The sequence below is a fragment of the Streptomyces sp. NPDC020958 genome (genome assembly GCF_055562175.1).
The window spans coordinates 19,554-30,403 of the sequence record NZ_JBVHFU010000031.1; the positions used below are offsets into that span (position 1 = coordinate 19,554).

At 71.9% G+C, this 10,850-nt stretch carries 12 protein-coding genes; all 12 read right to left on the minus strand.

Features of this window, described 5'->3' with window-relative positions:
* Positions 1–7: 7 nt before the first annotated feature.
* Positions 8–211 carry a hypothetical protein gene (locus ACZ3KP_RS40490; RefSeq protein WP_351993997.1) on the minus strand — a complete coding sequence of 68 codons (204 nt, stop codon included), beginning with the start codon at positions 209–211 and terminating at the stop codon, positions 8–10.
* A gap of 223 nt (positions 212–434) precedes the next feature.
* Positions 435–1,496, minus strand: a complete 1,062-nt coding sequence (locus ACZ3KP_RS40495) for an acetamidase/formamidase family protein (RefSeq protein WP_467506087.1) — start codon at positions 1,494–1,496, stop codon at positions 435–437.
* Positions 1,493–2,257, minus strand: coding sequence for a cysteine hydrolase family protein (locus tag ACZ3KP_RS40500; protein WP_381067153.1), 765 nt, complete (start codon positions 2,255–2,257; stop codon positions 1,493–1,495). The genes ACZ3KP_RS40495 and ACZ3KP_RS40500 overlap by 4 nt, the downstream gene beginning before the upstream one ends.
* Entirely contained in the window at positions 2,250–3,791 is a 1,542-nt protein-coding gene (locus ACZ3KP_RS40505) for an amidase (protein ID WP_467506108.1), read from the minus strand. The genes ACZ3KP_RS40500 and ACZ3KP_RS40505 overlap by 8 nt, the downstream gene beginning before the upstream one ends.
* A gap of 2 nt (positions 3,792–3,793) precedes the next feature.
* Positions 3,794–4,225, minus strand: coding sequence for a cupin domain-containing protein (locus ACZ3KP_RS40510; protein ID WP_467506089.1), 432 nt, complete (start codon positions 4,223–4,225; stop codon positions 3,794–3,796).
* A 13-nt stretch (positions 4,226–4,238) separates the two neighbouring features.
* Complete coding sequence (locus ACZ3KP_RS40515; RefSeq protein WP_467506091.1) at positions 4,239–5,012, minus strand: creatininase family protein; 774 nt, start codon at positions 5,010–5,012, stop codon at positions 4,239–4,241.
* A complete protein-coding gene (locus ACZ3KP_RS40520) occupies positions 5,009–6,385 on the minus strand; it encodes an FAD-binding oxidoreductase (RefSeq protein ID WP_467506093.1) in 1,377 nt (458 codons plus the stop codon). The genes ACZ3KP_RS40515 and ACZ3KP_RS40520 overlap by 4 nt, the downstream gene beginning before the upstream one ends.
* Entirely contained in the window at positions 6,382–7,557 is a 1,176-nt protein-coding gene (locus ACZ3KP_RS40525) for a substrate-binding domain-containing protein (protein ID WP_467506094.1), read from the minus strand. Before ACZ3KP_RS40525 ends, ACZ3KP_RS40520 begins: the two co-directional genes overlap by 4 nt.
* 49 nt (positions 7,558–7,606) lie before the next feature.
* On the minus strand, positions 7,607–8,476 hold the full coding sequence (locus ACZ3KP_RS40530; protein ID WP_467506096.1) for an ABC transporter permease: 870 nt from the start codon (positions 8,474–8,476) through the stop codon (positions 7,607–7,609).
* Positions 8,473–9,243 carry an ABC transporter ATP-binding protein gene (locus ACZ3KP_RS40535; RefSeq protein WP_467506097.1) on the minus strand — a complete coding sequence of 257 codons (771 nt, stop codon included), beginning with the start codon at positions 9,241–9,243 and terminating at the stop codon, positions 8,473–8,475. Before ACZ3KP_RS40535 ends, ACZ3KP_RS40530 begins: the two co-directional genes overlap by 4 nt.
* A 110-nt stretch (positions 9,244–9,353) precedes the next feature.
* Positions 9,354–10,574, minus strand: a complete 1,221-nt coding sequence (locus tag ACZ3KP_RS40540; RefSeq protein ID WP_467506099.1) for an amidohydrolase family protein — start codon at positions 10,572–10,574, stop codon at positions 9,354–9,356.
* Position 10,575: 1 nt separating this feature from the next.
* On the minus strand, positions 10,576–10,770 hold the full coding sequence (locus ACZ3KP_RS40545) for a hypothetical protein (RefSeq protein ID WP_467506101.1): 195 nt from the start codon (positions 10,768–10,770) through the stop codon (positions 10,576–10,578).
* Between the last annotated feature and the right edge of the window lie 80 nt (positions 10,771–10,850).

The window sequence follows — 10,850 nt, forward strand, 5'->3', positions numbered from 1 at the left end:
TTCTCGGTCAAGCCCTCTCCCCCGCCCGCAGCTTCCTGACTCCGCCGACGAGCAGGATCACGCCGACGACGGCCACGAACACCCCGATCACCAGCCACTGGGCCTGCCCCGACATGCCGCTGCCGCCGACCGCCCCGGACCCCTGCAGGCTCCACACCACGCCGAAGAAGAGCAGCAGAACCCCGACGACCAACCGTGTCCAGACCTTCATACCGTGCTCCCAGGAAGCTGTCGAAGACTCACGCGGGTCAGGTAGGCCGGGCGGGACTGCGTCGGCAACGGGCCGATGTCTCCGGCGCCCGGTCGTGCGGACGTTGATCATCCGCTCGTAGTCACGCTATATCGGAAGACGGAGCTCAATAAGTACAACTCTCAACTTCATGCGTGAAATTCACCAGCCGCAGTCGTCAGCTCAGCCCTCGGCCGACAACGGTTCAGCCCATCAGGTCCGCCTTGGAGATGCGGCCGTGGACGCCCTTGACGATGTCGACCACCTGGGAGACGTGGAAGTCGGCGGCCGCGCTGAGGTAGGCAAGGCCGACGGGACCGGGGATGGCGAACCGGTCCGTGAGGAGGGTGAGTGCGTCGCGTACGGCGTTGCGCAGGGCCTCGTCGAGGTCGCGGTCGAGGACGATGTGCTCGGACGGCGTTTCCGCGAAGGGTGCGCGCAGTCGGGCGGCCAGGGAGCGGGTGGCCGGGTCGGTGTGGAGGGTGAGGCGGAGGGTGGCGCGCAGGGGGGCTTCGAAGGCGGTGAGGGCGACTTCGCCGTCGCCCTGGGAGAAGTGCGGGTCGCCGACGTAGAAGAGGGCGTCGGGGACCTGGACGGGGAGGAAGAGCCGGGCGCCGGTGCCGAGGTGGCGGACGTCGATGTTGCCGCCGTGCGGGCCGGGCGGGACGGAGTGGACGGGGGATTCGGTGGCCGGGGCGACGCCCATGATGCCCAGGAACGGGCGGAGCGGAAAAGCGAGTTGGCGGCCGTCGCCCACCGGGAGCCGCCCCCTGCCGTCCTCGCCCACGGTCGCGACCAGGCTGACCGGCTCACCCTCGGGCGACTGCGGGTATTCGCCGGGCAGGGCCCCCTTGCCGTGCCGGTTGCTGATCACCCCGTAGGGAGCGCGGCGGAGCAGGGTCAGGACCTCGACCTCCAGGACGTCGCCGGGCCGTGCGCCGTGCAGTGCCACGGGGCCGGTGACGACGTGCGGGCCGTGCGTCTGCGGCAGGTGTTCGCGTGCGGAGGCGGCCAGTTCGACAGCGTCGTGCAGCAGGCCGTTCGCGGCGATGCCGGCCGCCCCGAAGAAGGCGGCCGGGTCGCGGCCCTGGTCTTCGAGGATGCCCTCGTGGCTGATGGTGTCGAAGGTGACGGTGTCGCCCGAGCGGACGGTCAGCGCCGGTTTCGCGGTGGCGTTGGGCAGCAGGCCCCAGTGCACGCGGGAGGGGTCGGCGGGGAGGTAGTGGTCGCCGTCCAGGGGACCGAGTCCGGGTTGGAGGAGCTTCACTTCAGGGCCTCCCGCAGAGCTCCGGCAGTGAGGGTGAACCCGAAGCACTGGCGGACGTTGTAGAGGGTGGCGTCCATGCAGTACGCGGGCGAGGTGGTGGCCACCGCGTCCTGGACCATGAGGACGTCGTAGCCGAGGTTGGCGGCGTCCATGAGGGTGGCCAGCACGCACTGGTCGGCGTTGACGCCGGCGAACAGCAGGGTGTCGACCCGCAGGTTGCGCAAGACACTGTCCAGCTCGGTGTCCTGGAAGCCGCTCATCCGGTACTTGGCGACGTGGAGGTCGCCGTCCGCGGTCTCCAACTCGGAGACGATCGCGGCCGAGGGGCTGCCCTGCTCCAGTACTCGGCCGCCCGGGAGCGGGGCGCCGATGCCGCCGCCGGTGCCGTCCGGGTCGTAGACGTGCACAACGCCGGGCGGGAGGTTGGCCCGGTCGGGGCGGTTGCCCCAGTTGAGCCAGATGACGGGGACGCCGGCGGCGCGCAGCGGGGGCAGCAGGCCGGCGATGACCGGGATGGGGGCCCGCGCGGGGGCCACGTCCACGCCGATGGAGGCGAGCCAGCCGTCGGGCGAGCAGAAGTCGTTCTGCATGTCGACGACGATCAGCGCGGTCGCGGCGAGGTCGGCGGTCACCGTCTGTGGCAGTGCCTCGACGGTGACCGGGTGCGGGTCGCGGTGGGGGCGGGCCAGTACGACGGCCTGGCCGTCCGCCCGCCAGGCGTTGCGGGAGTTGGGCCCGATCAGGCCGTGGGCGTCAGGCATGCGCGGGGTTCCTCGAATCGGTGATGAAGTCCAGCAGGGCTCGGTCGGTGCCCCGGGCGCCCAGCGCGCACAGGCCCACGGGCAACGAGCGCACCCGCAGCAGCGGGGCGACGACCGCCGGGAGTCCGGCCAGGGAGGCGAGGCAGGTCAGCCGGAGGGTGGCGGCTCGGACGGCCTCCACCTCCTCGGGCGGCGCGTCGGCGAGAGGTGCGGGACCACTGGTGGCGGGCAGCAGCAGGGCGGTCCCGGGCGGAAGTACGGCGTCCAGTGCCGTCCGCGCGTCGGACAGGATCTGTTCCGCCCGCGCCCGCTCGGCCGCGCTCACCCGGCGGCCGTTCTCGAAGCGCGCCGCGACGTCCGGGGCGAGCGCGCCCGGGTGACGGGTGATCCACGTGCCGTGCTGCTCCCAGGCTTCGGCGGCCTGGACGGTGCGGAAGGCGGCGAACCACTCGTCCAGGCGCTCGGCGGCTCCGGTGCGGGTACGCGTCAGGGGCAGCGCGGTACGCAGGGTCAGTGCCCGGCAGGCGGCCTCGAAGGAGGCGCGGACCTCGGGTTCCGCGAGCGAGACCAGTTCCTCGTCCACCATGCACCGGGTGATCGGCGCGGTGGTGTCGCCCGGCGTCAGCAGCGCCTCGGCCGCCGTCCGCAGCAGGACGGGATCGCGGGCCAGGAGTCCGGCGGTGTCGAAGGAGGGGGCCAGCGCCAGCAGGCCCCCGTCGGGGGTGGCGCCGTGGGTGGGCCGCCAGCCGTACAGGCCGCAGTAGGAGGCGGGCACCCGGATCGAGCCGGCCGTGTCGGTGGCCAGCCCCAGGTCCGCCCAGCCACGGGCCACGGCGGCGGCCGGGCCGCTGCTGGAGCCGCCGGTGATCCGGCCGGGTGCGGCGGGGTTGGCGGGGGTGCCGTAGTGCGTGTTGGTGCCGGCGAGGCTGAAGGCGAGTTCGTCGGTCTGGGCGATGCCGGTGAGTTCGGCGCCCGCGTCGAGCAACTGCCGTACGGCGTCAGCGTGTTCGGGTTCCGGGCGGGCCTCGGCCAGCCAGGCGGGGTTGCCCGCGCCGACGCGCTGTCCCGCCACCGCGAACAGGTCCTTCACCGCGAGGCGGACATGGGCCAGCAGGCCCTGTCCGGTGGATGCCACGAGCGGGCCGTCGGACACCCGCCACACCGCAGGGTCCGGGCGGTCGTCCGGCATCGGCGCGGCTACGGCGCTCACGTGCGCGGCGGCGATCCGCCACCCGGCGTCGGTGTGCTGCCACACCTGCGTCTGGAGCCCGCGCGTACCGTCCTGCCGCCGTGTCTCGGCGGTCACGACCGCGACCCCGGCCGCCGGACGGACCATGTGCACCCGCTCGACCACCCGGGCGGGAGCCCCTCCCCTCCCCCGCCGGAAGTCGGCGATGGCGGTGTGGCCCACCAGGACGTTGTCGCCCTCGGCGCGGAGGGTGTCCGGGGCGTCGAGGAACCAGTGGTCCAGCCCGGTCAGGTCGTTGGCGGCGAGCGCCTGTTCGTAGGCCCAGAAGGCGGCGAGGAGATCCATGCTCACGGCGTTCCCGCACGCAGGACGGCCAGATCCTGCTCGTCCAGGGCGGCGACCGGTCCACGCTCGATGAGATCCGCGAAGCCCTCGTCGGGGGCCATCACGGTCAGGGTGTAGAGGCGTTCGGTGTCGGACGTGTTCACGATGCGGTGCTTGGAGCCGACGGGCAGGACCAGGACGTCGCCGGGGGCGAGGTCGCGCTCGTGCTCGTCGCTGGCGGCGCGGCCGTGGCCGGCGAGCACGACGAACGTCTCGACGGACTCGGGGTGCCAGTTGAGGGGCTGGGCGCCGCCCGGTTCCCAGACCTCGAAGACGACCGTGGTGGGCGAACCGTCCCGGGGGCCGGTGAGCACGGCGAGCTTGACGGTGTCGCCGGCGGTGATGTGGTGGGCGGTGATGTCGTACAGCGGAGTGTGGAGCGGGGGGTTGGCCATGGAGGGCTCCCGGTCAGCGGTTGGGCAGGAAGCGGGCACATTCGCGCAGGGCGGCTGCACCTGCGGCGATCGACGCGTCGACGAGCTTGCGGCCCAGTTCGGGCGTGGCTCCCGTGGGATCGCCGATGAGGCCGTTGCCGGTGGCGAAGTCGTCACTGGTCCAGCCGAACGAGACCGGCTTGCCGAAGCCGATGTGCTCGTACGCGGTGAGGTGTTCGGGGACGCTGCGGCGGGCCTGGGTCATGTCCACCAGGTCCGGGTGGAGGTGGAGCATGGCGGCGGTTTCCTTGAGTCCGCCGTGCACGCCCATGCCGAACTCCGCGGCCGGGGACGTGCCGCCCTGGTCGGCGGGGAGGGAGGCGTGCAGCAGGAAGGTGCGCAGGCCGTGGCGGGTGCGCAGTTCGCGCAGGGCCACGCCGAGCAGGGCGCTGTTGCCGCCGTGCGCGTTGAGGAAGGCGAGCCGCCGGACGGGGCCTGCGGCCAGGGAGCGGCCGAGGTCGTCGAGGACGGACAGCAGGGTGCGGGCGCTGAGCCACAGCGTGCCCGGGGACCAGGCGTGTTCGTCGGACTTGGTGTAGGCGAGGCCCGGCAGCAGCGTGATGTCGCAGCTCTCCCCCGCGAGCTGGGCGGCGCCCTCGGCGACCGCCTCGGCCATGTAGTAGTCAGTGGCGACGGGCAGATGGGGCCCGTGCTGCTCGATCGCGCCGACCGGCAGCACGGCGACGGTGTCCTCCCCGAATCGCTCGATCTCCGGGCCGCTGAGGTCGATGAACCGGGTGAAGGTCACGGCGTCTCCTGCGAAGTGGCGGGAATCTTCCCGGGGTTGAGCAGGCCGAGCGGGTCCGCGGTGCGGACCGTCTCCCGTACGAGGTCGAGGCGGCGGTCGACGTACCAGTTGTGCGGGCTGTGCACGCGGACGCCCAGGGCTTCCAGGGCGGCTGTGCCGGCGTACACGGTCTGTTCGTCCTGGTAGCGGGCCATGAGCATGCCGACGGTGCCGGAGCGCATGCCCTCCAGGTGGAGCAGGGTGTCCGGGAAGACCTTCCGGATCTCGGTGGTGTCGCCGAGCAGGACGTCGCCGCCGATCTCCAGGTGGAACCAGCCGTCTTCGGCCTTCATCAGGTGGTAGGTGGGGTGGTTGAAGGACATCGAGCTGATCAGCGCGGGTCCGTCCGGTGCGGGCCGGATGTCGAGGACGCTGCCGCCGTACGACCGGACGATCTCCCGTGCCTGGTCGACGGCTTCCTCCTCGATGATCGCGCGCACACTCAGGGCCGTGGGGTCCAGCGCCGGGTCGGGCCGGTAGACCCCCACGAGGCCGGCCTCGTCCAGCGAGGCCAGGCGCGGTGCCGGTTCCATGCGTACGAGTGCCGACAGCGCGGCGGTGGCGGACGACCAGTCGGCGAAGGCGGCGAAGAGGCCCGTCCAGGTGCGGGCCCGCTGGAGCCGTACGGTCGCGGTGGCGATGATCCCGGTGGTGCCGTAGGCGTGGATGTACGGCAGTGTCTCCGCGTCCCGGACGGTGAAGGGCTCGGCGTCCGCCGTGCAGGGCACGACCGTCAATTCCTGTACGAAACCGTCGCTGTTGGTCTTGTGCACGAGGGACCCGGTGCCGCCGCTTCCGCCGGAGAGGAAGCCGCCGACCGTGGTGCCGAAGGTCGACGGGAACATCCACAGCTCCTGGCCGAGGGTGCGGGCGTGGCCTTCGAGGTCGGACATCCTCGCCCCGGCCTCGGCGCGGATCCAGCCGTCGCCGGCGTCGAGGATCCGGCCGCAGCCGGTGAGGTCGAGGACCGCGCCGTCGTACAGGGGGATCGCCTGGCCGTAGTTGCCGGTGCCCTTGCCGCGCGGGGTGAGGGGGATGCGGTGGCGGTGGGCCAGGGCCAGGATGCCCGGGATCTGCTCGTGCGCGGTGGGGCGCAGGACGGCCTCGGCGTGTCCGGCGGGAAGTCGCGCCGACAGGATGGGCGACATGTGCGCCCAGTCGCAGGAGGCCTTCTCCCGGGCCGCCGGGTCGCGGATCACCCCGTCGGTGCCGAGGAGTTCGGCGGCCTCGGCGCAGAACTCCTCGATCCCTGGGGTGGGCCGACGTTCCGGCAGGCCCAAGGTCGGTCCGCTGTCGACGAGTTCGGTGAGTGCGGTCAGGTTTCCGGTCGTCATCGCTTCAGTCCGATCGAGGGGTCGATGAACTCGTCGGTCGCCAGGTCCTGGGCGGTCAGTCCCGCCTTGACCTTGGCGCCGCTCTGCTCGACGAGTGGGGTGAAGGTCTTCAGGGCGGAGGCGACGCGCTTCGTGTCGAAGCTCCCGACGCTTCCGTCGGCCTCGTTGCCGAGGATGCCGAGCTTGACCATCTGCTTCGCGGCGAAGGTGCCGGTTCCCTCGGAGTAGACCCAGCCGGTGTTGTACTGCTGGACCAGGTCGGCGATGAGCTTGACGGTCGCCGACGGCTTGGCCGCGTAGTCGGCGGCCGACTGCTGCAGGACGGGGACGAGCTTCTTCAGGCAGGGGCTGAGGGACTTCAGCCCGCCGCTGCGCACCGAGAGGGCTTCCGGGTAGACGTTGTAGCCGACGTCCGCGAGCAGCTGGTATTTGATCGGCTTCTTCCAGGCCGACACCTCGTGCTGGTAGATGTACGGCTCGGCGGTGGCGAAGCCCTGCTGAGCGATGCCCGGGTTGGACACGAAGCGGGCGGGCGCGCCGTCGTAACTCCCGTCCAGCTGGCTCTTCTTGATCAGGCCCTTGGAGACCAGCAGCGAGGCGTAGGTACTGCCGTTGACGTAGACGACCTTCGCGTTCGACTTTCCGATGTCCGCGATCGACTTCCAGTCGGGGTGGGTGGCGGGGTCCCACATCAGGACCTGCGGGCTCTTCTTCATCAGTGCGGCGACGGCCGTGACCGGCTGCTTGGCGGACGCCGTGATCGCCACGTCGGTGGTGACCGTGCCGAGGGTGATGCTCTTGTCGACGTACATCTGCGAGGGGACGGTCTGGTAGCCGATGGCGGAGCCACCGGCCCGGATCTGGATGTCGACGCCGGTGTCCTTGCCGCCGATGACCAGCGGTCCGGTGATCCGCTTCTTGTCGGTGTCGACGGTGTAGCCGGGGCCGACGAGGTTGTAGAGGGGGCCGTGTTCGGCCTCGGGCTCCCAGTCGACCTGGACGACGACCGTCTTGGGGCAGACGTCGGCCAGGTTCTGGGCGGCGGGAGCCGCCTGGAGCTTGTCGGCGGAACCGGTGGAGGCGGTGGAGCCACCGCCGCAGGCGGTGATCGATACCAGGGCGATTGCGGAGGAAACGCCCGCGATGGCGGCGCGTCTGGCGGAAGAGGGCATGACGGAACTCCCTAGGGACGGGCGAGGAGGAGGGAGAGGCAGGAGCGGGCTACGGCCGGTCGGCCGAGGCGTGCCAGGAGCCCACGGCGAGCCGGGCCACGAGGGTAAAGACGGCGAAGACCGCGACGCCGAAGAGCGAGGCGAGGATGATCGCGGCGAACAGGTCCTCGGACTGCAACCGGGAGCGGTAGACGTCGAGCAGGGTCCCGATGCCGGGTTCGCCCTGCTTGAAGAACATGTCACCGACGATCGCGCCGATCACCGACAGGCCGGAGGAGGTGCGCAGACCGGTGAAGACCGAGGGGAGGGCGGCGGGCAGTTCGAGTTTGCGCAGCCGGGCCCAGCGGCTCGCCCGCTGGAGGGTGAACAGGTCGTGGTGGGTGCGGTCGACCGACTGGATGCCGAACAGGGTGTTGGCGATCATCGGGAAGAGGGCGATCAGGACACAGACGACCACCCGGCTGGTGAAGCCGAAGCCGAACCAGAGGCCGATCAGCGGCACGATCGCGAGGATCGGCACGGTCTGCAGGATGACCGCGTACGGGTACAGGGAGCGCTCCAGCCAGCGGGCCCTGCTCATCAGCACCGCCGCCGTCACCCCCAGCAGGGAGGCGATGAGCAGCCCCACCAGCGCGACCTGCGCCGTGAGCCACAGCGCCTGGAGCATCGGCTGCAGATGGGCCCAGTCGAGGAAGGACACGGTCAGCACCTGCTGCGGGGGCGGGACGAGGAAGCGCCGGTCGGGGCTGAGCAGCAGATAGCTCGCGGCGTACCAGACGCCGACGGCCACGCCGAGCGAGCCGAGCGGGGTGAGCACAGTGGAGGGCCGGATCCGGCGCCGGCGGGCCTGCCGCGTGGTCTTCGTCAACTGCGGTGCCGTTACGGCCACTTCGGCCGGGGCGGTGATGTCGGCGCTCACTGGAGACCTCCTCGCAGAGCCGCCGAGACCTCGCCGGCGATCCGGCCGAACTCGGGGTCGTAGCGCAGCTCGGCCGGGCGGGGGTGCGGGAAGGGGACGTCGAAGGAGGCGGTGATCCGCCCGGGGCGCGCCGACATCACGACGACCCGGCCGGCCAGGAAGACGGCCTCGGTCACCGAGTGGGTGATGAACAGGGCGGCGAAGCCGGTCTCGGCGTAGATGCGCTGGAGTTCCTCCTGCATGCGCAGGCGGGTCATCTCGTCGAGGGCACCGAACGGCTCGTCGAGGAGGAACAGCGAGGGCCGGGTCATGAGGGCGCGGGCCAGGGACACGCGCATCCGCATGCCTCCGGACAACTGTCCCGGCAGCTGCTTCTCGAAGCCCTCCAGGCCGACCAGCCGGATGGCGTCCAGCGCCCGCTCGCGCCGTTCGGTCTTCGGGGTCCCGGCGAGTTCGGCGGGGAGTTCGACATTGGCGAGGACGGTGCGCCAGGGCAGCAGGGTCGGGTCCTGGAACACGTAGCCGACCGAGTCGGTGGGGGCGTGGACCGTGCCGCCGGAAGCGGTGTCCAGGCCGGAGGCGAGGCGGAGCAGGGTGGACTTGCCGCAGCCCGAGGGGCCGACGACGGCGACGAACTCACCTGGGGCGATGGAGAGGTCGAGGCCGGTCAGGGCGGTGGTCCCGTTGGCGAAGTGCTTGTCGACGCCCTCGAATCGCAGCGTCGCGTCGAGCGTTGCTGCGAGCGTCTCTTCGGCGATGGTCGGCACATCAGCTCCCTTCAGTGCCACAGTGCGGAATGTTGATAGCATGAACATCGATTGTTTCCGGCCAGTGTCATGGCGGTATCCATTCGTCAGGACCGGGCGGTGGGCCGATTTCAGTAGAGTTCGCGAACCACCGACGTACGGCTGACCAGCTGCCCGCCGGCGAAGACGAGCCGCTCGGGACAGGACGCGCCGAGCGCCTCCGACACGGTCTGGGCGCGCACCGCCAGAAGATCGGCGACAGCGCCCTCGCGCGGTCCCGCCTCGGGCAGGCCGAGGACGGCGCGGGCGCCCGCGGTGACCGCGTGCAGCGCCTCGTCCGGGGCGAGATGACCGGCCGTGACCAGCAGGGACGCGGTCTCCAGAGGATCCGCCCGGCCCACGGGGTTGAACGGGTCCCTGATGTTGTCACCACCGGCCGCGACCCTCACGCCCGCGTCCAGCAGCGTGCGTACGGCGGTGAGGCCGCGCGGAGTGGACGACGGACGGCCGCGGCCCTGGAGGTAGAGGTTCGTCAGCGGGAGGGCGACCACGCCGATCCCGGCAGCCGCGACCTCCTTGGCCGTACGCGCCGCCTCGTCCGGCTCCACCGCGCCCAGGCTGACGCAGTGACTCGCGGTGACGCCCGGGACGAAGCCACGCTCCCGCACGGCACGGGCGAGCAGGCGCAGGTCCCCCGCCCCCGGGTCGAGGGTCTCGTCCGCGTGCAGGTCGACCCCGACATGGTGCTCGGCGGCGATGCGCAGGGTGCGTTCCACCGACGCGGCCGGGTCGGCGGACAGGTGGGGGCAGCCGCCCAGCAGGTCCGCGCCGAGGTCGAGCGCCTGGTGCAGCAGCTCGTCCGGGGCGTCGATGTGCAGGACGGCGATCTGGAGCCGTACCCGCCCTCGGAGCTGTCTGCGCAGCCGGAGCAGGGCGCGCAGGCCGCGCAGCGGATCACCGGTGCTGTAGCTGCCGTCGTCCGTCAGGAGATCCACGTGGGTCCTGACGGCCGTCACACCGTTCGCGCACAGCTCGTCGACCGCCCGCCCGGCGCGCTGGAACACGTCCTCCTCGCTGACCCGCGCGGCGTACGCGCGCCAGGCGGTGACGGCCGAGGGCAGGTCTCCGGGCAGGGCGCCCGCCAGGTCCCAGGTCAGGGCCTTGTCCAGGTGGGCATGCGGTTCCGCGGGGGCGGGCAGGAGCAGATACCCGGCCAGGTCGAGTTCCTGGGGGCCGGGGGGAAGCCGGCCGGGTGGGGCGGCCCGGACGACGAGACCGCTGTCCGGGTCGAGCAGGAGGTCACGGACGCCTCCGTCGGGCAGCCGCGCGCCGCGCAACAGCAGAGGTGGCATGTCAGCGGTCCGTTCCGTGCGGCGCGGTGAGCACCGCGAAACCGTCGAAGTCATGACGGCGTACGGGGACGCCGAACATGTCGGTGGAGGCGTACGGGCGGGTCCGGCCGTCCCGTACGGCCGCGAACGCCTCGGCGACCCGGCCCACGAAGTCCGCCGACTCCCGGTGCCGCAGATTGTGGCCTAGAAGGCCCATGAAGATCTTGGTGAGGGGCTGTCCGGCCGTCAGGCCGGACAGCCCCTGCGGCGGTCATGCACCGGCGGGTGCGAGGTGCC

Excerpts from the sequence above, each read along its gene's own strand:
- ACZ3KP_RS40490 (WP_351993997.1), bottom strand. The coding sequence starts at position 211 with ATGAAGGTCTGGACACGGTTGGTCGTCGGGGTTCTGCTGCTCTTCTTC.
- ACZ3KP_RS40500 (WP_381067153.1), bottom strand. The coding sequence starts at position 2,257 with ATGCCTGACGCCCACGGCCTGATCGGGCCCAACTCCCGCAACGCCTGG.
- ACZ3KP_RS40505 (WP_467506108.1), bottom strand. The coding sequence starts at position 3,791 with ATGGATCTCCTCGCCGCCTTCTGGGCCTACGAACAGGCGCTCGCCGCC.
- ACZ3KP_RS40510 (WP_467506089.1), bottom strand. The coding sequence starts at position 4,225 with ATGGCCAACCCCCCGCTCCACACTCCGCTGTACGACATCACCGCCCAC.
- ACZ3KP_RS40520 (WP_467506093.1), bottom strand. The coding sequence starts at position 6,385 with ATGACGACCGGAAACCTGACCGCACTCACCGAACTCGTCGACAGCGGA.
- ACZ3KP_RS40525 (WP_467506094.1), bottom strand. The coding sequence starts at position 7,557 with ATGCCCTCTTCCGCCAGACGCGCCGCCATCGCGGGCGTTTCCTCCGCA.
- ACZ3KP_RS40540 (WP_467506099.1), bottom strand. The coding sequence starts at position 10,574 with ATGCCACCTCTGCTGTTGCGCGGCGCGCGGCTGCCCGACGGAGGCGTC.
- ACZ3KP_RS40545 (WP_467506101.1), bottom strand. The coding sequence starts at position 10,770 with ATGGGCCTTCTAGGCCACAATCTGCGGCACCGGGAGTCGGCGGACTTC.